The organism is Bradyrhizobium sp. USDA 4538, from assembly GCF_024171045.1.
In the GTDB taxonomy this organism is placed as follows: Bacteria; Pseudomonadota; Alphaproteobacteria; order Rhizobiales; family Xanthobacteraceae; genus Bradyrhizobium; species Bradyrhizobium australafricanum.
The window spans coordinates 2,737,314-2,762,096 of sequence record NZ_JALJZE010000001.1 but is presented as its reverse complement, the minus strand read 5'-3'; the positions used below and the strand labels follow the sequence as shown (position 1 = coordinate 2,762,096).

The 24,783-nt window shown below is 65.5% G+C and carries 22 protein-coding genes; 13 read left to right on the top strand and 9 right to left on the bottom strand.

Translation table 11 applies throughout. The annotated features are described in order from the left end of the window. The first annotated feature begins 41 nt into the window (after positions 1 to 41). The 3 genes from J2R78_RS12250 (at position 42) to J2R78_RS12240 (ending at position 3,466) form a co-directional block, all read left to right on the top strand. Positions 42 to 812, top strand: a complete 771-nt coding sequence (locus J2R78_RS12250) for a tetratricopeptide repeat protein (RefSeq protein WP_253604624.1) — start codon at positions 42 to 44, stop codon at positions 810 to 812. A 198-nt stretch (positions 813 to 1,010) separates the two neighbouring features. Beyond that, positions 1,011 to 2,918 (top strand): propionyl-CoA synthetase, encoded by a 1,908-nt coding sequence (locus J2R78_RS12245; protein ID WP_253604622.1) that lies wholly within the window; start codon positions 1,011 to 1,013, stop codon positions 2,916 to 2,918. Positions 2,919 to 3,193: 275 nt separating this feature from the next. Further along, positions 3,194 to 3,466: a hypothetical protein gene (locus J2R78_RS12240; RefSeq protein ID WP_075969207.1), complete on the top strand. Its 273-nt coding sequence runs from the start codon at positions 3,194 to 3,196 to the stop codon at positions 3,464 to 3,466. A 109-nt stretch (positions 3,467 to 3,575) separates the two neighbouring features. Here the strand turns inward: J2R78_RS12240 and J2R78_RS12235 are convergent, their stop codons facing one another. Further along, positions 3,576 to 4,274: a DUF1013 domain-containing protein gene (locus J2R78_RS12235; protein WP_253604620.1), complete on the bottom strand. Its 699-nt coding sequence runs from the start codon at positions 4,272 to 4,274 to the stop codon at positions 3,576 to 3,578. A gap of 229 nt (positions 4,275 to 4,503) precedes the next feature. On the opposite strand from J2R78_RS12235, the gene ispH reads away from it, so the two are divergent. Genes ispH through rnhA form a run of 3 tightly spaced genes read left to right on the top strand, consistent with a single transcriptional unit; the run spans position 4,504 to position 6,913 of the window. After that, entirely contained in the window at positions 4,504 to 5,478 is a 975-nt protein-coding gene (gene ispH, locus J2R78_RS12230; RefSeq protein WP_057016404.1) for a 4-hydroxy-3-methylbut-2-enyl diphosphate reductase, read from the top strand. A 5-nt stretch (positions 5,479 to 5,483) separates the two neighbouring features. After that, positions 5,484 to 6,464, top strand: coding sequence for a homoserine kinase (locus J2R78_RS12225; protein ID WP_253604617.1), 981 nt, complete (start codon positions 5,484 to 5,486; stop codon positions 6,462 to 6,464). Continuing rightward, positions 6,461 to 6,913 carry a ribonuclease HI gene (gene rnhA / locus J2R78_RS12220; RefSeq protein WP_225162956.1) on the top strand — a complete coding sequence of 151 codons (453 nt, stop codon included), beginning with the start codon at positions 6,461 to 6,463 and terminating at the stop codon, positions 6,911 to 6,913. The genes J2R78_RS12225 and rnhA overlap by 4 nt, the downstream gene beginning before the upstream one ends. A gap of 264 nt (positions 6,914 to 7,177) precedes the next feature. Here the strand turns inward: rnhA and J2R78_RS12215 are convergent, their stop codons facing one another. The 7 genes from J2R78_RS12215 to J2R78_RS12185 all read right to left on the bottom strand — a co-directional run bounded on the left by J2R78_RS12215 (position 7,178) and on the right by J2R78_RS12185 (position 16,122). After that, on the bottom strand, positions 7,178 to 7,663 hold the full coding sequence (locus J2R78_RS12215) for a peroxiredoxin (protein WP_018269652.1): 486 nt from the start codon (positions 7,661 to 7,663) through the stop codon (positions 7,178 to 7,180). Between the two features lie 211 nt (positions 7,664 to 7,874). Continuing rightward, the gene (locus J2R78_RS12210) at positions 7,875 to 8,432 is read right to left on the bottom strand and encodes a DUF924 family protein (RefSeq protein ID WP_253604612.1); all 558 of its coding nucleotides are present in this window, start codon (positions 8,430 to 8,432) and stop codon (positions 7,875 to 7,877) included. A gap of 22 nt (positions 8,433 to 8,454) precedes the next feature. Beyond that, positions 8,455 to 10,137, bottom strand: a complete 1,683-nt coding sequence (locus J2R78_RS12205) for a long-chain fatty acid--CoA ligase (RefSeq protein WP_253604610.1) — start codon at positions 10,135 to 10,137, stop codon at positions 8,455 to 8,457. A 176-nt stretch (positions 10,138 to 10,313) separates the two neighbouring features. Then, positions 10,314 to 11,762, bottom strand: coding sequence for a D-alanyl-D-alanine carboxypeptidase family protein (locus J2R78_RS12200; protein WP_375166780.1), 1,449 nt, complete (start codon positions 11,760 to 11,762; stop codon positions 10,314 to 10,316). Between the two features lie 203 nt (positions 11,763 to 11,965). Then, positions 11,966 to 13,744, bottom strand: a complete 1,779-nt coding sequence (locus J2R78_RS12195; protein WP_253604608.1) for a glucan ABC transporter ATP-binding protein/ permease — start codon at positions 13,742 to 13,744, stop codon at positions 11,966 to 11,968. 49 nt (positions 13,745 to 13,793) lie between these two features. Further along, positions 13,794 to 14,888, bottom strand: a complete 1,095-nt coding sequence (locus J2R78_RS12190) for an IS30 family transposase (protein WP_253604606.1) — start codon at positions 14,886 to 14,888, stop codon at positions 13,794 to 13,796. A gap of 178 nt (positions 14,889 to 15,066) precedes the next feature. Continuing rightward, entirely contained in the window at positions 15,067 to 16,122 is a 1,056-nt protein-coding gene (locus J2R78_RS12185) for an ABC transporter substrate-binding protein (protein WP_253609807.1), read from the bottom strand. 265 nt (positions 16,123 to 16,387) lie between these two features. Here J2R78_RS12185 and J2R78_RS12180 point away from each other — a divergent pair, with 265 nt between their 5' ends. From J2R78_RS12180 to J2R78_RS12150, 7 genes are all read left to right on the top strand, one after another. Then, the gene (locus tag J2R78_RS12180; protein WP_253604604.1) at positions 16,388 to 16,822 is read left to right on the top strand and encodes a hypothetical protein; all 435 of its coding nucleotides are present in this window, start codon (positions 16,388 to 16,390) and stop codon (positions 16,820 to 16,822) included. Between the two features lie 118 nt (positions 16,823 to 16,940). Next, positions 16,941 to 17,336, top strand: a complete 396-nt coding sequence (hisE, locus tag J2R78_RS12175; RefSeq protein WP_028342591.1) for a phosphoribosyl-ATP diphosphatase — start codon at positions 16,941 to 16,943, stop codon at positions 17,334 to 17,336. A gap of 69 nt (positions 17,337 to 17,405) precedes the next feature. Further along, positions 17,406 to 17,987 (top strand): YqaA family protein, encoded by a 582-nt coding sequence (locus tag J2R78_RS12170; protein ID WP_253604602.1) that lies wholly within the window; start codon positions 17,406 to 17,408, stop codon positions 17,985 to 17,987. A 54-nt stretch (positions 17,988 to 18,041) separates the two neighbouring features. Continuing rightward, positions 18,042 to 18,635, top strand: a complete 594-nt coding sequence (locus tag J2R78_RS12165) for a hypothetical protein (protein ID WP_253604601.1) — start codon at positions 18,042 to 18,044, stop codon at positions 18,633 to 18,635. 181 nt (positions 18,636 to 18,816) lie between these two features. After that, positions 18,817 to 19,788 (top strand): nitronate monooxygenase family protein, encoded by a 972-nt coding sequence (locus J2R78_RS12160; RefSeq protein WP_253604599.1) that lies wholly within the window; start codon positions 18,817 to 18,819, stop codon positions 19,786 to 19,788. Continuing rightward, on the top strand, positions 19,788 to 20,561 hold the full coding sequence (locus J2R78_RS12155) for a thioesterase family protein (protein WP_253604597.1): 774 nt from the start codon (positions 19,788 to 19,790) through the stop codon (positions 20,559 to 20,561). The genes J2R78_RS12160 and J2R78_RS12155 overlap by 1 nt, the downstream gene beginning before the upstream one ends. Positions 20,562 to 20,794: 233 nt before the next feature. Further along, positions 20,795 to 22,921 (top strand): hybrid sensor histidine kinase/response regulator, encoded by a 2,127-nt coding sequence (locus tag J2R78_RS12150; protein ID WP_253604595.1) that lies wholly within the window; start codon positions 20,795 to 20,797, stop codon positions 22,919 to 22,921. Positions 22,922 to 23,211: 290 nt separating this feature from the next. Here J2R78_RS12150 and J2R78_RS12145 read toward each other — a convergent pair whose 3' ends face one another. Beyond that, positions 23,212 to 24,774: an AMP-binding protein gene (locus J2R78_RS12145; RefSeq protein WP_253604593.1), complete on the bottom strand. Its 1,563-nt coding sequence runs from the start codon at positions 24,772 to 24,774 to the stop codon at positions 23,212 to 23,214. Positions 24,775 to 24,783: the final 9 nt, after the last annotated feature.

Genomic DNA, 24,783 nt, shown 5'->3' with positions numbered 1-24,783 from the left:
CGGTTCGGGCGCGGAAGAGGGACGATTTGTCGGCGATCAGGATGCGACGCGAACCTGCAAATCTGGCCGCGATGCTGGTCTGTGTCGGCCTGTCGGGCGCGCTGATGACGGGCGTTGCGCGCGCCACCGGCAGCGAACCGGGCGAGGATGTGCAGGCCAACGCCGGCCCCTGCATCGCGGCGGCAGCGGCCGCCGATGACGACAAGATCATCGATGTCTGCGGCGCGCTGATCGACAATGAGAAGGCGACGAGGCCCGATCGCGTCAAGGCGCTGATGGCGCGGGCGGGCGCCTATGACCGCAAGCAGATGATCGATCGCGCGATCGCAGACTATGACACCGCGCTCAAGCTCGATCCATCGCTTGCCGATGCGCATAATGCGCGCGGCGAGCTGTGGCGCCGCAAGGGCGACCGGCCGAAGGCGATCCTGGATTTTGGTGCTGCCGTCAAGCTCGACCCCAATCACGCCGCCGCCAGGGCCAACTACAAATCGCTGTCGCTGGAGCTGGAGCGGATCGGCGCCATGATGGCGGTCGCCGGCAAGCCGAGCTTCGATTGCCGCAAGGCGCGCCGGCCGGTGGAGAAGGCAATCTGCGCCAATCCCACGCTTGCCGATCTCGATCGCGAAATCGTCGCATCCACCTTCCGCACGGTGCGCGAGACGCAGAATCCGCGCCAGGCGCGCGAGCTGCAGCGCGCGCAGGATCAGTTCATCGCCCGCCGCAATGCCGACTTCGGCAAGCCGGGCTACGATCTGGAAAAGGCGATGCGCGAGCGGCTGCAGCGGATCAACGGCGTCGACGGCTACTAGTGCTCCGTTCCGATCGAAGCGGAATGAGCTCTAGATTCTTGTTTTGACGCGTTTTCTTCACGCGAACCGGGACCCACTTCGCTCGAAAACGCTTTGCTCCGACCCGGCCGAAGGTCGCGGTCATTTCGGCTTGAAACGGCGCCACTTCCCGTGACAATGGTCGGCAAATGACGCGCGACCGCGCGAGGGAGAAACGCGATGAATATCCAGCAGAGCCGGTATCATGAGGTGTATGCCCGCTCGCTCCGGGACCCCGAGGGCTTTTGGGCGGAAGCGGCGCGCGAGATCGACTGGATCGAGCCGGCCAAGAAGATCTTCGATCCCTCCATGGGCGCCTACGGGCGCTGGTTCGCCGGCGCCGTGGTCAACACCTGCTACAACGCGCTGGATCGCCATGTCGCCGGCGGCCGCGCCAGCCAGGTCGCGCTGATCCACGATTCGCCGCTCACCAACACGATCACCAAGTTCACCTATTCCGAATTGTTGGAGGAGGTGCAGACGCTGGCTGCGGTGATGCAGGATTTCGGCGTGGCGAAGGGCGATCGCGTCATCCTCTATATGCCGATGGTGCCGGAGGCCGTCGTCGCGATGCTCGCCTGCGCGCGGATCGGCGCGGTGCACAGCGTGGTGTTCGGCGGCTTCGCGGCCAAGGAGCTTGCGACCCGCATCGACGACGCCAAGCCGAAGCTGATCTTCTCGGCGAGCTGCGGCATCGAGCCCGGGCGCATCGTGCAATACAAGCCGCTGCTCGACGAGGCGATCCGCCTCGCCGGCAGCAAGCCCGAGACCTGCATCATCCTGCAGCGGCCGCAGCAGGCTTGCGAGCTCACCGCGGGCCGCGATCATGATTGGGCGACGCTTCGCCAGGCCGCGTTCGATGCCGGCAAGGCCGCGCCGTGCGTGCCGGTAGCCGCCACCGATCCGCTCTACATCCTCTACACGTCAGGCACGACCGGAATCCCGAAAGGCGTGGTGCGCGACAATGGCGGGCATCTCGTTGCGCTGAAATGGTCGATGCACAATCTCTACGGCGTGAAGCCCGGCGAGATCTGGTGGTGCGGCTCCGATATCGGCTGGGTGGTCGGCCATTCCTACATCGTCTATGGCCCGCTGATCCACGGCGCGACCACCATCATGTACGAGGGCAAGCCGGTCGGCACGCCGGATGCCGGCGCGTTCTGGCGCGTGATAAGCGAGCACAAGGCGGTCGCCTTCTTCACTGCGCCGACCGCGTTCCGCGCGATCAAGAAGGAAGACCCCGAAGGCAAGTTCATCCGGAATTACGATCTCTCGAGCTTCCGCACCCTGTTCCTCGCCGGCGAGCGCGCCGATCCGCCGACCGTGGAGTGGGCCGAGCAGCAGCTGAAGGTGCCGGTCATCGACCACTGGTGGCAGACCGAGACCGGCTGGTGCATCGCCGGCAATCCGGTCGGGCTCGGCCAGCTGCCGGTCAAGCACGGCTCGCCCACGGTGCCGATGCCGGGCTATCAGGTCGACATCGTCGACGAGGCGGCAAAGCCGGTCGGGGCCGGCACGATGGGCTCGATCGTCATCAAGCTGCCGATGCCCCCGGGCTGCCTGCCGACGCTATGGCAGCAGGACGATCGCTTTAGGGACGCGTATCTCTCGGAATTCCCCGGCTACTACAAGACCTCGGATGCCGGCTACAAGGATGAGGACGGCTATGTCTGGGTGATGGGCCGCACCGACGACATCATCAATGTCGCCGGCCACCGGCTCTCCACCGGCGGCATGGAGGAGATTCTTGCCTCGCATCCCGACGTCGCCGAATGCGCCGTGCTCGGCGTCAAGGACGCGATCAAGGGCGAGGTGCCCTGCGGCTTCCTGGTGCTGAAGGCCGGCGTGACCAAGCAGCCCGCCGAGGTCGAGAAGGACGTCGTGGCGCTGGTGCGCGACAAGCTCGGGCCGGTCGCCGCGTTCAAGCTCGCGATCACGGTGGCGCGGCTGCCGAAGACCCGCTCCGGCAAGATCCTGCGCGGCACCATCAAGAAGATCGCCGACGGCGAGCCCTGGACCATGCCGGCGACGATCGAGGACCCGAAGGTGCTCGACGAGATCGGCGAGGCGCTGAAGGGGAAGGCGTAGCTCTTGTTGCCTCGCCCCGCTTGCGGGGAGCGGCCGGATCGCATGGCAATGCGATCCGGGTGAGGGGGAGGCTCCGCATGCTCGCTGTATTCATTCTGCGGAGGCGGCCCCTCTCCCCGCAAGAGCGGGGCGAGGGAGTGCTGGCACCTCCCGCGCCTGAGGTCGGCACCTGTGGAACAAGACTTCCGCATTCGGAAGCAAAACGGCCTTGATTTTGATGGATTGCCGGGTCATCCCGGCCTCCCTGTCATATGCCACGAGATACGGACCCACGGATGCGATCCATTTCCGCACGCGCGCCACTCGCCTTGCTGCTCGCCCTGCCGCTGCTTGCGGGCTGTCTCGAGCGCGGCCGATCGCCGATCGCGGAGAGCATGGGCGACGACGACCAGTACTGCCAGGCCGGCGGCAAGGTGGCGGTCGGCTCGCCTGATTATGTCGCCTGCCGCAAGAACCGCGACGTGCAGCGCCAGAACGCCGAAGCCCGCACCGATCGGCGGCAGCGCGATCTCGGCGAATACATGATGAACAATCCCGACCGGCATTGAGCCGCGCCGACGGCCGCCGTCACGCCCATCGCATGCGCATCCAAGCAAAAACGCGGCAGGTTGCCCTGCCGCGTTTCGTATTCTGCGCTTCGAGTTGCGCGATCCGCGCTTACTCTTCGTCGTCGGCGGGCTTCTTGCCGCCGATCGTCTTCAGCTTGGCGAACACGGCATCGACGTTGAGATCGTCGTGGCGCTCGACCGGCTGATCGTCCAGCTCGTCCTTGCGCGTGGTCTCGGAGGCCGGCAGCAGCGTGGCGCCGCCGTAGACCGTGGTGGTCGGCTTCTCCTTGGCGGCGCGCTGCACCTCGAAATCGAGCTCGATCTGCGAGCACAGGCCGAGCGTCACCGGGTCCATCGGGGTCAGGGTCGAGGCGTTCCAGTGGGTGCGGTCGCGCACGCTGGCGATCGTGGTCTTGGTGGTGCCGACCAGACGCATGATCTGGGCGTCCTTCAGCTCGGGATGGTTGCGCACCAGCCAGAGGATCGCGCTCGGACGCTCATGGCGGCGCGACACCGGGGTGTAGCGCGGGCCCTTCTTCTTGGCGGCGGAGGGCAGCACCACCTTGCTCTCCTGGAGCCTGAGGCGGTAGTTCTGGTCGCGCTCGCCGCGCTCGATCTCCTCGCGGGTCAGCTGGCCGTTGGAAATCGGGTCCATGCCCTTGATGCCTTGGGCGGCGTCGCCGTCGGCGATGGCGCGGACCTCGAGGGGGTGCATTTTGGTAAAATCGGCCACCTGATCGAAGGTCAGGGCGGTATTGTCGACCAACCACACGGCAGTCGCCTTCGGCATCAGCGGTGCGTTGCTCATGGCAAATCTCCTTTGTGCTTCGCCCACCTCTGTCGAGGCGAAGCTGGTAGTCATCGGCGATGACGGGAATTATAGGGCCTATATAAGCCCTCCGGGGGGAATGGCGCAATGGGCCAGCAAAATCGCCTTGACAGCGCCCGAAAGCAGTCCCAAGTCCTTACTCAAATTGGCCGTTCCCCGCCCGCCGGCGAGGGGTGATTCGGTCCCGAGATTGCCCCGAGACAGCCCGATGTCAGCCAAAAAACCCGACCTTAGAATCGTGCTTTGTTCCCCCCGCGGCTTTTGTGCCGGGGTGGTCCGTGCCATCGACACGGTCGAACGTGCCCTCACCATTTATGGTGCGCCGGTCTATGTCCGGCACGAAATCGTCCATAACAAGTATGTGGTCGACAGCCTGAAGACCAAAGGCGCCATTTTCGTCGAGGAATTGGCCGAAATTCCCGACGATACCAACGCGCCGGTGGTGTTTTCGGCCCACGGCGTTCCGAAATCGGTTCCCGCCGAGGCCAAATCCCGCAATTTCTTCTCGCTGGACGCGACCTGCCCGCTGGTGACCAAGGTCCACCGCGAGGCGGCGATCCATTTCAAGCGCGGCCGCGAGATCCTGCTGATCGGCCATTCCCACCACCCCGAGGTGGTCGGCACGCTGGGGCAGCTGCCGGCGGGCGCCGTGACCCTGATCGAGACCGCCGAGGACGCCAAGACCTTTGTTCCGAAGGACCCCAACAACCTCGCCTTCGTGACCCAGACCACGCTGTCGATCGACGACACCGCGGAGATCGTGACGCTGCTCAAGCAGCGCTTCCCGAACGTCAATGGTCCGCACAAGGAAGACATCTGCTACGCGACCACCAACCGTCAGCTCGCGGTCAAGAAGGTGGCGCCGGTGGTCGACGCCCTGATCGTGGTCGGCGCGCCGAACTCGTCGAACTCGCAGCGCCTGCGCGAGGTCGCCGAGCGCGAGGGCTGTCCGATCGCCGTGCTCGCCCAGCGCGCCAGCGACATCGACTGGAGCAGGTTCGAAGGCATCACGAGCCTCGGCATCACCGCGGGCGCCTCTGCGCCGGAAGTGATCGTCGAGGAGATCATGGGCGCCTTCGCCGAGCGCTACGAACTGCACGTGGAGACGGTCTCGGCCGCGGAGGAGAACGAGTTCTTCCCGCTGCCGCGTTCGCTGCGGCCTGACGCTGCCGCGGCGGAATAGACCATATGGCGGTCTACACCGACGTTGCCGCCGAAGACCTCGCGGAATTCCTCAAAAGCTACGACATCGGCGAACTGCTCTCCTACAAGGGCATCGCCGAGGGCGTCGAGAATTCGAACTTCCTGCTGCACACCAGCCAGGGCGCCTACATCCTCACGCTCTATGAGAAGCGCGTGGCGGAGGACGACCTGCCGTATTTCCTGTCGCTGATGGGCCATCTCGCCGAGCGCGGCGTGTCGTGCCCGCAGCCGGCGCGCAACCGCAAGGGCGAGGTCACTAGCCGGCTCGCCGGCCGGCCCGCCGCGATCATCAACTTCCTCGAGGGCGTGTGGCCGCGGCGGCCGAACGTGGCGCATTGCTCCGGCGTCGGCGAGGCGCTGGCCAAAATGCACGTTGCCGGCCGCGATTTTCCGCTGGTCCGCAACAATCCGCTGTCGGTCGCCGGCTGGCGGCCGCTGTTCGATCTCGCCGCCGCGCGGGCCGACAGCGTGCAGCCGGGCTTGCACAATTTCATCGCGCGCGAGCTCGATCATCTCGAAGCCGCCTGGCCGACCGATCTGCCGGTCGGCGTCATCCATGCCGACCTGTTTCCCGACAACGTGTTTTTTCTGGGCGACAGGCTCTCGGGCCTGATCGACTTCCCGTTCGCCTGCAACGACATCCTGGCCTACGACGTCGCGATCTGCCTCAACGCCTGGTGCTTCGAGCCGGATCATTCCTTCAACGTCACCAAGGCGCGCGCATTGCTCAACGCCTACGGCCGCGAGCGCCCGCTGTCGGCGGCGGAAGAGGCCGCGCTGCCGCTGCTCGCGCGCGGTGCCGCGATGCGCTTCCTGCTGACGCGGCTGGTCGATTTCCTCAACGTGCCCGAAGGCGCGCTGGTGCAGCCGAAGGACCCGCTGGAATATGTCCGCAAGCTGCGCTTCCAGCAGAGCGTCGCTGCTATCAACGACTACGGCGTCACGCCGGCCGGGTGCGCGGCGTGAGCGAAAAGCCGCATGTGACTGTTTTTACCGATGGTGCCTGCTCCGGAAATCCGGGGCCGGGCGGCTGGGGCGCGATCCTCAGATTTGGCGACGTCGAGAAGGAATTGAAGGGCGGCGAGGCGCACACCACCAACAACCGCATGGAGCTGATGGCGGCGATCTCGGCGCTGGAAGCGCTGAAGAAGCCCTGTGTGGTCGATCTCACCACCGACAGCCAGTATGTCCGCCAGGGCATCACCGGCTGGATCCATGGCTGGAAGCGCAACGGCTGGCGCACCGCCGACAAGAAGCCGGTCAAGAATGTCGAGCTGTGGCAGCGTCTCGATGCCGCGCTGAAGCCGCATGAGGTGCGCTGGCACTGGATCAAGGGCCACGCCGGCCACACCGAGAACGAACGCGCCGACGAGCTGGCGCGTGAGGGCGTGGCGATGGCGAAGTTGAAGAATTAGGGCCGCAGCGAGCCGGGTGCGTAGGATGGGTAGAGCGCAGCGAAACCCATCATCTCAATGCATGGGTTTCGCTGCGCTCTACCCATCCTACGATTCCCTAAATTTCGGCGATCTTGCCCTCTCCCCTTGTGGGAGAGGGTGGACGCGATGCGCAGCATCGCGGACGGGTGAGGGGTCTGTCTCCGCGGATAGAGACCCCTCATCCGGCGCGGATTGCATCCGCGCCACCTTCTCCCACAAGGGGAGAAGGGAAGAAGCGTCGGCTTACAGCTGACCGAGCAGCGTGTCGCCGCCGGAGACCTCGACCTTGCCCGGGGCGGGCTCGAGGTTGAGCTTCTTCACCACGCCGTCCTCGACCAGCATCGAGTAGCGCTTGGAGCGGATGCCGAGGCCGTTGCCGGAGGCGTCGAGCTCCATGCCGATCGCCTTGGCGAAGTCGGCATTGCCGTCGGCGAGGAAAACGGCTTCGTCGCGCTGGTCGGTGTCGCGCTTCCAGGCGTTCATCACGAAGGCGTCGTTGACCGAGACGATCGCGATGGTGTCGACGCCCTTGTTCTTCATGGCATAGGCGTTGAGGAAGATGCTCGGCAGATGCATCTTGTGACAGGTGCCGGTGTAGGCGCCGGGCACCGCGAACAGGGCGACCTTCTTGCCCTTGAAAATATCGTCGGTGGTTTTGACCTGCGGACCCTCGGCGGTCATCACGCGAAACTTGGCTTCCGGCAGCTTGTCGCCAACATTGATCGTCATCGTTGTTCTCCCTCGGTGAAGCGGAACTGTCTTAAACCCGGCTACAGCACGGCACAATACGGGCTCGCCGAAGAACGGCAATGCCGAAGGCCAAAGCGTTTTCGAGCGAAGTGGATACCGGTTCGCGTGAAGAAAACGCGTCAAAACAAGAATCTAGAGCCCCGTTTCGATTCCATCGGAACGGAAAAAGGCTCTGGTCACCGTTCCGTCATCAGCCGGAAAACCCGCCGGCGTCGAGAAAGGCCTGCTCCTCGGCCGTGGTCTGCCGGCCCAGCACGCGATTCCGGTGCGGGAAGCGGCCGAACCGGCGGATGATGTCGGCGTGGTCCTCGGCATATTTCAGGTTGTCGGGATGGCAGTCATATCGCCGGAACAGCGTCACGCAGCGCTGCTGGTCGTCGAGGTCCTCCGAATGCTCGAAAGGCAGATAGAGGAATTCGCGCAGCACGGGGGCGGTCCGCGCATCGACGCCGCGGTCGATGACGCGCCTTGCCACTTCACGCGCCAGTGCATCGCTTGAAAAGGTCCTGGCGTCGCCTCGAAACAGGTTTCGCGGAAACTGGTCGAGCACGATGGTCAGCGCCAGCGCGCCGTCGTCGCTCGCCTCCCATGACGACAATTCGCCGGCAGCCGCCTTCTGCCAGGTGGCAAGGAAGCGGCTGCGGATCTCGGCATCGAAGGCGTCGTCGTGCTTGTACCAGCGGTCGCGGCCGGCATTCCGCCAGAAGCCAAGCACGTCAGCCGGCGTCGCGAGGCTTGCGTCAGACATCGAACGTCAGTCCACTCAGGCCTTAGGCCGCGGCCTTCTTCTCGTCGCGCAACTCGCGGCGCAGGATCTTGCCGACATTGGTCTTCGGCAGGTCGGTCCTGAACTCGATCTGCTTCGGCACCTTGTAGGCGGTGAGCTGGGTGGCGCTGAACTTGATGATGTCCTCGGCGGTGACGTTCGGGTCCTTCTTGACCACGAAGGCCTTCACCGCTTCGCCGGACTTCGCATCGGGCACCCCGATCACGGCGCATTCGAGCACGCCCGGGTGGCTTGCGATCACTTCCTCGATCTCGTTCGGATAGACGTTGAAGCCGGAGACCAGGATCATGTCCTTCTTGCGATCGACGATCTTGGTGTAGCCCTTCTCGTCCATCACGCCGATGTCGCCGGTGCGGAAATAACCGTCCGCGGTCATCACGCGCGCAGTCTCGTCGGGCCTGTTCCAGTAGCCCGCCATCACCTGCGGGCCCTTGGCGCAGATTTCGCCGGCCTCGCCGATCGGCAACTCATTGCCGTCATCGTCGCGGATCGAGAGCCAGGTCGAGGGGACGGGAAGGCCGATCGTCCCGGAGAACTCCTCGATCGTGGCAGGATTGCACGTCAGGGTCGGCGACGTCTCCGACAGGCCATAGCCTTCCGACAACGAGATGCCCGTGACCTTCAACCATTTCTCGGCGACCGGCCTTTGCGTCGCCATGCCGCCGCCGTTGGCGATCTTCAGCTTGGAGAAGTCGAGCTTGTCGAATCCGGGCGTGTTCAGCAGGCCATTGTAGAGGGTGTTGACCGCCGGGAAGAAGCTGACCTGGTACTTCGACAGCTCCTTGACGAAGCCCGCCATGTCGCGCGGATTCGGAATCAGCAGATTGGTGCCGCCGGCCCGCATGCCCAGCAGATAGCAGGCGGTGAGCGCGAAGACGTGATAGAGCGGCAGCGCGCAGACGATGACCATCTGTTCGACGATCGGCGGCTTCGCCAACGCCGGCTGCAGCCAGGCGTCGTTCTGCAGCACGTTGGCCAGGATGTTGCGGTGGAGCAGGGTCGCGCCCTTGGAGACGCCGGTGGTGCCGCCGGTATATTGCAGGAAGGCGACGTCATCGAGCGTCAGCGTCGGTTTGTTGAGCTTGGCGGCGCGGCCGGCCGACAGCGCCTCGTTGAAGCCGACGGCGCCGGGAATCGACCAGGCCGGCACCATCTTCTTCACCCGGCGCACCACCAGATTGACGATCACGCCCTTGAGGCCGAGCAGGTCGCCCATGCTCCCGACGATCACGTGCTTGACCGCGGTGTTGGGAAGCACCTTCTGCACGGTGGTGGCAAAGTTCTCCAGCACGATGATCGCCTCGGCGCCGGAATCCTTGAGCTGGTGCTCGAGCTCGCGCGGGGTGTAGAGCGGATTGACGTTGACCACGGCAAAGCCGGCGCGCAGCACGGCGGCGGTCGCGATCGGATATTGCAGCACGTTCGGCATCATCAGCGCGACCCGTGCGCCCTTCTGCAGGCCCTTGCTCTGCAGGTAGGCACCGAGCGCCGTCGACATCCCGTCGAGCTCGCGATAGGTGATCGCCTTGTCCATGCAGATGAACGCCTTGCGATCGGCGAATTTCTTGAAGCTCTCTTCCAGCAATTCGACCAGCGACGAATATTGCGTGACGTCGATATCCGCGGGCACGCCGGCCGGATAATGCTTGAGCCAGATGCGCTCCATGATGGTCAATCCCCTCTCTCAAATTTGGCTGATGTCCCGGATTGCTTCCGGGTTTTCCGACCTTTGGCCGCGTTATTGCAGGCAGTATTGAGCGATGCCGCGGCCAATGGCAAGCCGCTGCGCGTTATCGACGCATTAGAGGAAATGACTGCCGGAAATGACGGGCGGGCGCTCTGCTAACCGGCCGGCTTGGCGTCGGCTTTCGGCTTGTCGGCAGCCTTGGGTTTGTCGGCCGCAGTCTTCGGCTTGGCGGCCGGCTTTGCCGCCGCCGGCTTGCCGGCAGGCTTTGCGGCGGCGGGCTTGTCCGCCGCGGCCGTCTTCGCAGCTGCGGCATCCGGCTTGGCGTTGGCGTGACGGGCGGGCTTGGCCGCCGGCTTGCTATCCGACTTGGAGGCGCCCTTGGTGTCGGCCTTCGCGTCATCGGCCGCATCGGGCTTCTTGCCTGCGACGCGGCTGTGCTTGCCCTTGGCGCGCTTGACCGGCTGCATCTTCTCGGTGTCGGCCTCGACCGCGGCGATCAACGCAGCACCGGTCTTGGTCGGCCCCGTATAAACCACGACCGGCTCGGAGGCCGCGGCCGGCTGCGCCAGCATGTCGGCCGGCTTGGTCGGCATCGCAGCCTGCAGGCCCGAGGCGAAGAAGCTGACGCCGCCGTCGCCATTGGTGCTGGAGCTTCCGGCGCTGGCGACGGTGTCTTCTGCGTCCTCGTCGCTGGCGGGCCGCTTGTGCTTGGGACCGCACATCTCCTCGCGCAGGTTCGGCGGCGTGGAATCGATCGGCACCAGATTGTCGACGGTGCCGAGCGAGGGCCGCAGCCACGCCATCCCATTGTTGGCAAAGCCGCGGTCCAGGAGCTGCGCGGCGCGGATCGCGCGCATGCGGCCCGAGGAGGCGCCGAGCACCACGGCGATCAGCCGCTTGCCGTCGCGCGTCGCCGACGCCACGAGATTGTAACCGGAGGCGCAGATGAAGCCGGTCTTGAAGCCGTCGGCGCCGGGATAGCGGCCGATCAGCTTGTTGAAGTTCTGGGTGATGCGGCGGCCGAAGCGGATCGACGGGATGTGGACGAAATACTCGTATTCCGGCAGGTCGCGGATGATGGCGCGGGCGAGGATCGCCATGTCGCGCGCCGAGGTGATCTGGCCGTCGGCGGGCAGGCCGTTCGGATTGACGTAGCTCGTTTGCGTCATGCCGAGCCTTTGCGCGGTCTGGTTCATCATCCCGGCAAAGCCGTCGATCGAACCGCCGATGCCCTCGGCCAGCACCACGGCCATGTCGTTGGCCGACTTCACCAGCATCATCTTCAGCGCGTTGTCGACGGTGACCTGGGTGCCGGGCCGGAAGCCCATCTTCGATGGCGACTGCGACGACGCGGTCGGCGACACCGTGAGCAGCGTGTCGAGCGAGACGCGGCCGTCCTTGACCGCCTTCAGCGTCACATAGGCCGTCATCATCTTGCTGAGCGAAGCCGGGTACCACGGCATCGTCGCATTGTCGGCCTGCAGCACCTTTCCGGAATCGGCCTCGACAACCAGCAGTGCCTCGGCTTGCGCCATTTGCGGCGAGGCGATGGCGAGCATCGCGACGGCCAGAATCCATTTCAATGACGGGCGAGGAAGGTGCACGAATCCGGTTCCGGTCCTTTGAGACCCGCCTTGAAAAAAGGAGGTCTTGCGATTGTGACGTACGGGTTTCAAGCGTGTCCGGCGCCGCATTGCGGCGATGCAAACCCTATACCGGCTTGCCAGCAGAGAACAGAGGCCGGGGAATTATATCGTGGACGAAATCGGCTGAATTTCGGCAGCCGCCTCAATTGGAAAGGCGGGAATTATGGTGTCTCGATGCCGGCGCGCGCCTGTTCCTGGACCATGAACTGGGCCCGCGCCAGCTCGGCAAAACGCCCGCCTTTCGCCACCAGTTCATCGAAAGTTCCGCTTTCAATCACCCGCCCCTGGTCGAACAGCAGGATGCGGGTGGCGTGGCGGATGGTGGACAGGCGGTGCGCGATCACGAAGGTCGTACGGCCCTTCATCACTTCGTCGAGAGCGGCATTCACCTTGGCCTCGGTGACGGCGTCGAGGGCGCTGGTGGCCTCGTCGAGGATCAGGATCGGCGGATCCTTCAGCAGCGCACGCGCGATCGACAGCCGCTGGCGTTCGCCGCCGGACAGCATGCGGCCGCGTTCGCCGGCATGGGTATCGAACTTCTTTTCGCTGCGCTCGATGAAATCCAGCGCCTGCGCGCGCGCCGCAGCGGTGCGCATCTCCTCATCGGTGGCGTCGGGCTTGCCGACGCGCAGATTGTCGGCGAGCGAGCGGTTGAACAGCAGCGCCTCCTGGAACACCACGCCGATGTTTCGCCGCAGCGCCGTCAGCTTCAGCGCGCGTATGTCCATACCGTCGATCCTGATGATGCCCGATTGCGGATCGAACGCGCGATGCAGCAGCGCGATCGCGGTGGACTTGCCGGCGCCGGTCGAGCCGACCAGCGCGATGGTCTGGCCCGGCAGGGCGGTGAAGCTGAGATCCTCGATCGCCGGCCGCTTGCCGTCATAGGAGAACGAGACGTCATCGAACTCGACGAGGCCGGACAGCCGTCCGGGATCGACCGCGCCGGGCCGGTCGCGCACCGCCGGCACCGCATCGAGCACGTCGAAGAACTCCTGCAGGCGCGGCGCTTCCATGAACACGTTGTTGATGAAGCTGACCACCTGCTCGAGCTTCTGGATCAGCATGGTGGCGAACGAGACGAACATCACGATCTCGCCGACCGTGGTGAGGTCCTGGTTATGCAGCGCGATGCCGACGGTGAAGATCGCGAGCACCGTGATCGTGGTCGAGGCGCGTGTGATCACGGTGACCAGCGCCCACCATGACAGCACCGGCATCTGCACCGCGAGCAGCTTGTCGGCGACGTAGCGCAGGCCCTGCACCTCGGAATCGATCCGCACGAAGCTCTGCACCAGCGCGACATTGCCGAGCGCGTCCGAGGCGCGTGCCGAGAGGTCGCTGTAATAGGCCTCGACCTCGCTCTGCATGCCGTAGGTCTTGCGCACCACCAGCGTGGTCAGCACGGTGAACACGACGCAGAGCCCGAACAGCAGGATCGCCAGCCGCCAGTTGATGTAGAGCGAAAGCGGTAGCAGCACGATCAGCGACATGATCGCGGCGAAATGCTCGCGGAAGAAGCCGAGCCAGAGCCGCCACAGCGCGTCGGTGCCGTTCAGCATCACCTTCATCAGCCGCCCGGAATGGGTGCCGGAATGGAAGGTCAGCGGCAGCTGCAGGATGTGCTCGAAATAATCGGTCAGCACCGCCTGGCGCTGGCGGTGCGCCAGCCGGTCGGCCTGCAGCGCCACGATCGCGCTGCAGCCGATCGTGAACAGGCCGAACGCCGCCCAGGCGACGAGCAGCGGCCATGCCGAGGAGGTCGCGAACAGCCCGGTGACCGGCCGGCCCGACAGCACGTCGACGATCTTGCCGAACAGCACCGGCTCGGCGAATTGCGCGCCGGCGAGCAGCACGTTGGCGATGGCCAGGATCCAGCCGAGCCGCGCCTCCTTGCCGAGCAGTTCGAGGACGCGGGTATAGAGGCGAAGCATGGACATGCCGGCGGCACTCGTCAGCGGTGGGCGCCCGATCAGGCGGGAATGCAATTTAATCAGGGTTCGCGATGCAGGGCCAGCGGTGACAGCGCGTCATGCTCAGGGTGAGGGTGCTTGTGGCGAGCGGCTCCCTACGCCGTCGTCCTGGCGAAAGCCAGGAGGTGGATTCACATCCGAAGTGCAACACTTGAGCAAAGGACTCGGCAGGCGTGCGGTAGTCAAGGCATTTGCGCGGGGTGTTGTTGTAGGCGGCGATGAACTGGCGGAATCTGGCGGTCGAGAGGGTTACGAGATCCGTCTTGCGGGGAATAAAGCGGCGCATCCTGCCGATGGCGTTCTCGATGCCACCCTTCTGCCAGGGGGCATGGGGATCGCAGAAGAAGGTCGCGATCGAGAGGCGGTGCAGCGCCAGGTGACCGGCGAACTCGGTGCCGTTGTCGAAGGTAACGCTCTGGCGCAGCTCTTGTGGAAGGGGCGCGAAGAAGCCCACGAGATGGCGGGCGACACCGCGCGCGACCTTGCTGGCAAGGCGGATGCCGAGCAGCAGCCGCGAGGTGCGCTCGTGCACGGTCAGCACGGCCTGACCGTATTTCGAGAACATCATCAGGTCGGCCTCCCAGTGTCCGGGCACGCTGCGGTCGGCCGCTTCGAGCGGCCGATTTGCCAAGGAAACACGGCCTTCGATGAAGCTTGCGGGGCTGCCGCCCCGCTTGCCGCGGCAGCCGCGCTTGCTCTTGGCGCGCGGCAGATAGCGCCGCCAGTTGAAGTCCGTGGTGCGCCTGAGTTGGCCATAGATGAAGCGGTCGATGGTCTCGTGGGAGATCACCTTGCGCCCGCACTCGCGGGCCAGCCGGCCAGCGACCTGCTCGGGCGACCAGCCGCGGCGAAGGCGTTGCAACACCGCGCGGCGCAGGCCGGGCTCCCGTTCGAGGCGTCCGCCCGTCCAGCGCCGCGCTCGCATCTGGTGCTGGGCATAGCTCGGCTTGTAGCCGACCTGGCTCCCCCGATTGCGCCTCAGTTCCCGAGAGATCGTTGATGGCGAGCGATCCAGAGCTGCCGCGATTTGCCGGACCGAGCTGCCATTGGCCGATAGGCAGGCAATCTCGCATCGGTCGTCCAGAGAGAGCTGCTTGTAAGTCCGCCCCATGGCAACACCTCCTCAAGGAAGTGTTGCACTTCGTTTGTGAACTCAGGGGACCCATAGCCACCGAATTGATTGGGAGCGGGATAGTGGCCCCAGCGTCGCGCAACAACAAACGGCTGGGGTAATGGGTCCTGGCTTTCGCCAGGACGACGCTGAACATTTGGTGCCGCTTCGCATGCTCTCAATTCACCAGGCGGCCGTCGATCGGCGGCAGGAAAGCCTCGTCGAAGATGTCGGCGGCGTGCGGCCGCTTCTGGAATTTGAAGTCCTCCGCGAGCTGGTCGACCGCGCGCTCGAAGCGCTCCGCCTCGATTCCGCCGATGCCGTCGCGCTTCACCTCGCTGGTCAGGATGTTGTCGCGGATGATGGCGTTCAGCCGCTCCAGCTCCAGATCGCGCGAGCCGCCATCCATCCGGCTCGCGACCTCGCCGGCGGCGCGGGCCGGATCCTTGATCGCGAGGTTGGTGCCGCCGATCGCCGCGCGCACGAATCCTTTCACCGCATCCGGCTTCGCGGCGGCAAGGCGCGGGCTGACGATCACGGCAAAGCCGTAGGCCTCGCAGCCATAGTCGGCGAAGCGCAGCACCGCGAGATCGTCGGCGGGCACGCCGCGATCGCGCAAATTGATCGCCGAGAGATAGGAGAAGCCGGTAACGGTATCGACCTGGCCGGCGGAGAGCATCGGCTCGCGCACCGCGGCGCTGATTGTGCTCTGCTTCACGCTCGACAGCTTGATGCCGTTCTGCTTCGCGACCGCGGGCCACAGCCGGATCGAAAGATCGCCCTCGGCGACGCCGAGGCTCTTGCCCTGCATGTCGCTCAGCGTCCTGATGCCGCGGCTCTTGCGCGCGATGATCGCATAAGGCGCCTGGTTGAACAGCACGAACACCGCCTTGACGGGCGCAGCACCGGGCTTGTCGCGAAAGCGGATCAGCGAGTTGATGTCGACGAGGGCGAAATCGCTCGAGCCGTCGGCGACGCGCGCGATGGCATCCGCCGAGCTGGTCGCGACGTTGGTGCCGACCGCAAGGCCCTCGGCGCTGAACAGGCCGCCGGATAACGCCATCACGAAGGGCGCGGCGGCGGCATCAAGCGGACGGTCGAGCGTGAACTGGATGGTGAGCGGCGGCGGCGGATCGCTGGCGCGCAGCGGCGTCAATGCCGGCCACACGCCCCCCGAAAGGCCGATCATGCCGGCCAGTATCCAGCGGAGAACGGTGGTCCGACTTACCTGCATCATGACATCCGGGAGGCGAGACAAAGTGCCGCGCCGGCGCGCCTGCTTCATGACATCGAATGCGCCAGAGCAAGCGTCAATTTCAAGCGTTATTTGCAGGCATTTTGCCCCAGGCAAGGTGAACGGTCGATGACTGCCAGGCTTCGGCTTGCCATGTTTTCACCTCAGGTCGTTCAGCTTGCATTCGGTTTGGGGAACCTAATCTGGAGGCAGTGGGTTAGCTAACCAAGGCCCGTCGGGCCGGCTTCCACAAAGGATGACTGCAATGTTTGCGCGAAAAGGTGTTTTTTCGTCCATTGGCCGCGCAGCCACATTGGCAACGGTTGCCGCGGTGGCGTTGACGGCCGTCGAGCCGACGATGGCGTTCGCAGGCTCTGCTCAGACAGGCAAGGTGACCGCTGTGACGACGTCACAAGGCACGAGCGGCGCGACCGACATCAGTGCCCGCCGTCGCTACTATGGCGGCGGTGGCGCAGCGGCTGCGGCGGCGTTCGCCGGGATCGTCGGCACGGGCCTCGCGATCGCCGCTGCTCAGAGCCGCCGCGACTATTACGACTCCTACGGCTACTATGGTGGCCCGGGCTACTACGGTGGTCCCGTCTACTATGGTGGCGGCCCGGTCTATTATGGCGGCGGACCGTACTATGGTTACCGCGGCTATTACGGGCGCCGCTCGCAACTGCCGTATCAGCCGTACTGACGGCGGTCGGCGGTTCTCAGAACTGTCACAAAGCATCCAATCCACCGGCCGCGGGCCGGTGGATTTTTTCGTCGTCGCCGTTAACACGCTGGCGACGCGTTTCGATTAGGCTCGAAGCATGAGTGATTCGATCGAGCGGCTTTACCAGGCGGTGATCGCGGCCAAGGATCTTGATCCGGCTACGTCGCGCACGGCACGGCTGTTCCAGCGCGGCCCGGCCAAGATGGCCAAGAAGCTCGCCGAGGAAGCGATCGAAGTGGTGATCGACGCCGTGAGCGGCAAGTCGGATGCCGTCATTCGCGAAAGCGCCGACCTGTTCTACAATCTCGCCGTTCTCTGGGCGTCGGCCGGCGTGAAGCCGGAGGATGTCTGGCGCGAGATGGAGCGGCGCGAGCGGCTGCTCGGGATCGCCGAGAAGCTGCCGAAGTCGCCGGTCAAGCTGCCCAAACCCGCGCCGGTCCCGGTGGTTCGGCGCCGAATTGTCGCGCTGGAGAACCGGCTGCGCAAACGGTAGCCGTAAATCAACCAGATTCAGCTCAATCCCGGCATGGACAAATCCGCTCCATGATGGTTCATCGCGCCCATGTTGAAACGGATTTACGACTGGTGCGTCGACGCGGCCGACAGGCCCTATGCGCTGTGGATTCTCGCGGCCGTCGCCTTCGCTGAGAGCTCCTTCTTCCCGATCCCTCCCGACATCATGCTGCTGCCGATGTCGCTGGCGCGGCCGAAGCGCGCGTGGTGGTTCGCCGCGGTCTGCACGGTGGCGTCGGTTGCCGGCGGCGTGCTCGGTTACGCGATCGGCGCACTGCTCTACGACTCGCTCGGGCAGTGGCTGATCCATCTCTACGGCCTCTCCGACAAGGTCGACGCGTTCCGCGCCTCCTACGCCGAATGGGGCGCCGTGATCATCCTGCTGAAGGGACTGACGCCGATCCCCTACAAGCTCGTGACGATCACTTCGGGCTTTGCCGGCTACAACATCTGGCTGTTCATCCTGTGCTCGATCGTCGCGCGTGGCGGCCGCTTCTTCTTCGTCGCGGTGCTGCTCAATCGCTATGGCGATTTCATCCGCGCCGAGCTCGAGAAGCGGCTCGGCCTGTGGGTCGCGATCGGCGCGATCGTGCTGGTGCTGGGCTTTGTTGTCGCATTCAAGCTGATCTAGCGACCGACCGCTTGCGGCTTTGCCTGCGCGCGGCTTCGGGTTACGCTCAGCGCGATGGCTGATGGAATTGCGGACCTGCTCGATCCTGCCGGGCTCACGCTTGTCAGGCCCACGCGCGCAAGGGCGCGCATTGCGCTGGCCGGTCTTGTGCTGTCGGGTCTTGCGCTGCCGATGACACTGACGACCCTCGACCACAGCCGGGCCCAGACAGCGCCGCCGACGCTTGGCGTGCAGTCGCCGGCGCAGCCGATCGCGCCTTCGCAGGAGCAACAGATCGAGCTGCCGCCCGCGCCGGTCGAGCGCGAGAATCCCGGGCTGATCAACGAAATCGGAAAGCTGTTCGAGAAGTCGAAATCGGCGCTGCCGCCGCTGAAGAGCCCCGGCGAGACCATCAACGATTTGTCGAACATCGCGCGCCCCTCGACGGTGGTGACCGGACGCGCGGCCTGCGTGGTGGCCTCGAACGGTGCGCCGGACTGCAAGATCGGCGCCGACCGGCTGTGCCAGAGCAAGGGGTTTCGGGAAGGTAAGGGCATCGATACCGACGCCTCCGAGAAATGCTCGCCGCTGGTCTATCTGCCGGGCCACAAGCGCGGCCCGAACGACTGCAGGACGGAAAATTTCGTGACACGGGCGGTCTGCCAATAGCGGCGGCCAGGCTTTGCGTCTGGGATGCCAGGCGCCCGCGAAAACACGGTTTCAGGATGAGGATTTGTCATCTTTTTTGCAGCGCCAAAACGCAATACTTGACACTGGAAAGATTGCCTTGTTGGTATGACGATCAGCATTCGAGACCAATCAACGACCAACACTTGAGGATCCGCTTCAAATGTCCATGCCTGCTCTGTTCAAGGGCCGCCTGTCTCTTCCCGTGATCGGGGCGCCGCTGTTCATCATCTCCGTGCCCGACCTCGTTATCGCGCAGTGCAAGGCCGGCGTGGTCGGCTCGTTTCCGGCGTTGAACGCGCGGCCGCCGGAGCTGCTCGACGAATGGCTGTACCGGATCAAGGAAGAGCTCGCCGCCTATGACAAGGCGCATCCGGAGCGGCCGTCGGCGCCGTTCGCGGTGAACCAGATCGTGCACAAGTCGAACAACCGGCTCGATCACGACATGGCGCTTTGCGAGAAGCACAAGGTGCCGATGATCATCTCCTCGCTCGGCGCGCGCGAGGAGCTCAACCAGGCGGTCCACGGCTGGGGCGGCATCGTCTTCCACGACGTGATCAACCAGAAGTTCGCGCACAAGGCGATCGAGAAGGGCGCCGACGGCCTGATCCTGGTCGCGGCCGGCGCCGGCGGTCATGCCGGTACGCTGTCGCCGTTCCCGTTCGTGGCGGAGACGCGGCAGTGGTTCGACGGGCCGATCGCGCTGTCAGGCACCATCTCCAACGGCCGCGCCATCCGCGCGGCGCGCATCATCGGCGCCGACTTCGCCTATATCGGCTCGGCCTTCATCGCGACCAAAGAGGCAAACGCGGTCGAGGGCTACAAGGACATGATCACCAATTCGTCCGCCGAGGACATCGTCTACTCCAATCTGTTCACCGGCGTGCACGGCAATTATCTGAAGCCGTCGATCGTCGCGGCCGGCATGGATCCGGAAAACCTGCCGACCTCCGATCCCTCGAAGATGAGCTTCGGCACCGATGCAACCGGCGAGCGCGCCAAGCCGAAGGCCTGGAAGGAGATCTGGGGCTCCGGCCAGGGCGTCGGCAGCATCTCCAAGGTGGTGCCCGCAGCCGAGCTGATTGGCCGGTTCAGGAAAGAGTATGAAGACGCGGTCGATCCGGCGCTCGCCTGATGGAGCCGATCTTTCGCGTTGACGGCGACCGCGTCGTCACCAGTCCTGACGCCGCGGGTCCGTGGGATCCGCGGATGCAGCACGGCTCCGCACCGGCAGCGCTGGTGGTGTGGGCGGCCGAAGCCCTCCCGACGCCGGTGCCGATGCGCGTCGCGCGCGTCACCATCGACCTGATGCGCCCGGTGCCGGTGGCGCCGCTGACCGTCTCGAGCGAGATCTTGCGCGACGGCCGCAAGATCCAGCTCTGTGGCGTCAGGCTGCTTGCCGACGGCGTTCTCGTGGTTTCGGCCAGCGTGCTCAAGATCAAGCAACAGACGGCGGAATTGCCGCCCGACATCACCCCGCTTGCCGTTGATCTGCCGGGCCCCGACGAAAGTATGATCGAGCCGGGCAACCTTGCGAACAGTCCGTTCGTGAAATGCATCTCGATGCGGGCCGCGCGCGGCCGCTTCGGCGTGATGGGACCTGGCGCGATCTGGTTCCGCGTCGACCGCCCGCTGATTGCGGGCGCCGCCGTCTCGCAGGCGATGCGGGCGGTGGTTGCCTCGGACTTCTCCAACGGCACCTCGCCGGCGCTCGATTTCAGCCAATGGACCTTCATCAACGCCGATCTCTCGGTGAGCCTGGCGCGCGAGCCGGTCGGCGACTGGATCCTGCTCGACGGCCAGTCCTGGATCGGGCCCGACGGCGCCGGGCTTGCAATGTCGCGGCTCGCCGATCAGCGCGGCTATTTCGGCCAGGCGGTCCAGAGCCTGGTCATCGAGCGGCGCTAGGACGCGCTCGTTGATCCTGCGGCCACGGCCGAGGGGCAGTCCCAAGCGACTGCCCCTGCGGCAAAAATAACTCCGCTTCCCGGGAACGGTTGGCGGCAGGTGCGAGTTTCGCTCCCGTTAGGGGGTCCCATGATGCGTATTGATCCCGCCGCCGGCATCGTGGCCATGGCCGTCCGGCGGTTGTGTGATGTGCCGGACGGTGTCGACGCCCGGCCGCCGCAGGGACAGACGCGATGAAGCCTGGTCCGTCCTCGGAACGCGCGGTCATCCTCGCCGCGAGCGAGCGGGACGCCGTCAAGACTGCCCACCTGATCAAGGAAGCTGGCTATTACGCCAACATCTGCGGTGATCTCGCCGAGCTCGAACGCCAGATCGCAAGCGGAGCGGGCCTTGCCATCATTGCCGACGAGGTGATCAGTGCCGCCGATCTCGCCGGCCTGACGCACTGGCTGAACGAGCAGCCGTCATGGTCGGATTTTCCTATCGTACTGATCAGCGAGAAGGGGGGACCCGAGCGCAATCCCGAAGCCGCGCGGCTCGGCCGGGCGCTCGGCAATGTCACCTTCATCGAGCGGCCGTTTCATCCGACCACGCTGGTAAGCCTGGTCGCCGCGACGGTGCGCGGCCGCCGCCGCCAATACCAGACCCGTCAGATCCTCGAGGATCTGACCGAGAGCGAAGGTCTGCTGCAGACCGCGCTCAATGCCGGTCATCTCGGCGCGCTCGAGCTTCACCTGCCGGATTTCGAGCTCGAGGCGTCGCCGACCTGCAAGACATATTTCGGGCGCAGGCCGGGCGATACCTTCACCTATCAGGATCTCCTGGCCGCGGTGCATCCCGACGACCGCGCGCGCCGGAGCGAGATCGTCGAACAAACGTTGCGCACCGGCTCGGATTATCAGATCGAATACCGCAACATCTGGCCCGACGGCACCGAGCACTGGGTTGACGTGCGCGCGCGTGCGGTGCGTCGGCCCGACGGCGGCATCCGCTCGCTGGTCGGCGTTTGCTCCGACATCAGCGCACGCAAGACCGCGGAGATCGAGCGCGAGGCATTGCTGGCGCAGCTTGCCGCCGAGCGCACCGCACTCGCCGAACTCACCGCGACGCTGGAGCAGCGGGTCGAGCAGCGCACCGCCGACCTGATGAAGGAGGTCGCGGCGCGCGAGCGGGCGCAGGAACAGCTCCGCCATGCCCAGAAGATGGAGGCGATCGGCCAGCTCACCGGCGGCGTCGCGCACGACTTCAACAATCTGTTGATGGCGGTGATGGGCAATCTCGATCTGCTGCGCAAGCGCTTGCCGGAGGACCCACGCCTGCGTCGGCTGGTCGACGGCGCATTGCAGGGCGCCGAGCGCGGCGCGTCGTTGACGCAGCGGCTGCTGGCATTCGCGCGGCAGCAGGATCTGCGCGCGGTGCCGGTCGATCTCGGCGCGCTGGTGCGCGATATGAGCAATCTGCTCGAGCGCTCGCTCGGACCGCGCATCATGCTGCGGCTCGACATTCCCGAGGGGCTGCCGCTTGCCTGCGTCGACAGCAACCAGCTTGAGCTCGCGGTGCTAAACCTTGCGATCAATGCGCGCGACGCGATGCCGGATGGCGGCGTGATCGAGATCCGCCTCGCGGCCTGGCAGGCGAAGAATGATCCGGCGCTGCAGCCTGGCGACTATTTGAAGCTCTCGGTGATCGACAGCGGCACCGGCATGTCGCCGGACGTGCTGAAGCGCGCGATCGAGCCGTTCTTCTCGTCGAAGCCGGTGGGCAAGGGCACCGGGCTCGGCCTGTCGATGGTGCATGGGCTCGCCGTGCAGCTCGGCGGCGAGCTGGAGCTGTCGAGCGCGGTCGGCAAGGGCACCACGGCTGCACTGGTGCTGCCGGTTGCAACGGCGGTGCCGGAGGTCGAGAGCCCGGCGCCTGCAGCGCAGACGGTCAAGCGCTCGGCGGTGATCCTGCTGGTTGACGATGATCCGTTGATCGCGATGTCCACCATGGAAATGCTGGAGGACCTCGGTCACCGCGTGATCGGCGTCAATTCCGGACCGCAGGCGCTCGAAATCCTCAGGAGCGACCAGGAGATCGACCTGATGATGACCGATCACGTGATGCCCGGCATGACCGGCATCGAACTCGCCGCCGCTGCGCGCAAGGTGCGGCCGCAGCTTCTGGTGCTGCTCGCCACCGGCTATGCCGAACTGCCCGACGGCACCCAGGTCGACCTGCCGCGGCTGGCCAAGCCCTACCACCAGGATCAGCTGCGCGACCGGCTCGATCAGTTGCTCGGGCAGGGCACCGGTCAGCAAGCTGCTGCCGCCAGCGCCGACAGTCTCGCCACGCCTTCCACTCTGTCCCCGTCACCCTGAGGAGCCGCGAAGCGGCGTCTCGAAGGGCGCCGGCCCGGCTGCTGCCGCAAGCGGAGATAGCGCAAGCTGAAACATCGGGGCCGTGCATCCTTCGAGGCTCGCTCCGCTCGCGCCTCAGGGTGACGGTGCGCACAGCTCCATCCGCGTCATTGCGAGCGAAGCGAAGCAATCCATAGCCCGGCAGGTCGGAGAGATGGATTGCTTCGTCGCTTCGCTCCTCGCAATGACGGCGGAGCAAAAGCGTCTCAACCTCTCAGGATGACGGGACCAGCAATCGTCGTGCGAGCATCCTACCCCACCATGCGGTCGCGGCCGCTCCAGAAGCGCGCCTTCAGCACCTTCTTGTCGACCTTGCCGACGCCGGTCATCGGCAGCTCCTTGACGAACTGGATCTGCTTCGGCGCGTGCGCCGAGCCCTTCTTCGCCTTCACCAGTCCGATCAGCTCGTCGGCGTCGGGCGCAGCGCCCTCGCGCGCGACCACGACTGCGGTGACGGCCTCGCCCCATTTGTCGTCGGGCACGCCGACCACGGCGACCATCGCGACGTCGGCGTGTTGCGACAAGACATCCTCGACTTCGCGCGGGAAGATGTTGAAGCCGCCGGAGACGATCATGTCCTTCTTGCGGTCGAGGATGAACATGTAGCCGCGCTCGTCCATGCGCGCGATGTCGCCGGTGTGCAGCCAGCCGCTCTTCAGCGTCTCCGCCGTGATGTCGGGCCGTTTCCAGTATTCGGCCATCACATGCGTGGCGCGCACGCAGATCTCGCCGGCCTCGCCGGTCGCGACCTCCTCGTCGTCCTGATCGAGGATCTTGACCTGGCAGGCGGCGATCGGGAAGCCGCAGGACAGGAACAGGTTCGGTGTCTTCGGGTCATGATCCGCCTTGCGCAGCACCGAGACCGGATAGCATTCGGTCTGGCCATAAAGCTGCGAGAACACCGGGCCGATCCGCTCGATGCCTTCGACCAGCCGGCTCGGCGACATCGCGGACGCGCCGTAGAGCAGGAGTTCGAGCGAGGAGAGGTCGGTCTTGTCGAGCGCGGGATGATCCAGCATCACATAGATCATGGTCGGCACGAACAGCGTGAAGTTGATCTTCTCGCGCGCGATGGTCGTGAACACGGCCTCCGGATCGAACCCTTTCAGCATGTGCACGGTGCCGCCGCGCATCAGCGTCGGCAGCACTTTGGTGCCCGCGACATGGCTGATGGGGGCCACGGTGAGGTAGCGCGGCGTCTCCGGAATCTCGAAATCGGCGAGGATCGCGGCGGCGAAGCCGCCATATTCGCGGTGATAGCGCAGCGCGCCCTTGGATTTGCCGGTCGTGCCACCGGTGTAGTTCAAGGTCGAGATGTCGTCGGCGCGGGCGAAACTCTTCGCGCTTGCGCTGCCGGCGTCCCCAGCCACCTGCAACAGGTCGGCGCCGTAATCCGCCGGGCCGAGCGTGAACACGGTCTTCAGGCCCTGCGCCTTCGCCGTGAGCTCGCCGCCGCGATCGCGAAACGTGATGCCGTCGACGATCAGCATCTGCGCTTCGGAATCCTCGATCTGGAACAGCTGGTCGTCGAGCGAGCCCAGCGGATGCAGCCAGGTGATCGCGAGCCGCGACAATTGCGCGGCGACGCCGGCGCACCAACTGTCGGCGCGGTTGGCGGTGAGCAGCGCGACGCGGGTGCCAGGCGCAAAGCCGAGCCGCATGAACACGCTCTGCATGCGTCCGATCAGGTCGGTCGCGCCCTGATAGCTGAGCGAGCCGCCCGGCCATGCGAAGGCGGTGCGCGATGGATAGCGCGCCAGCGCCCGCAGGGTCTGTTCGCACACCGCCGGAAATGCATAGAGCGGATTGCTCATCTGGTTGTC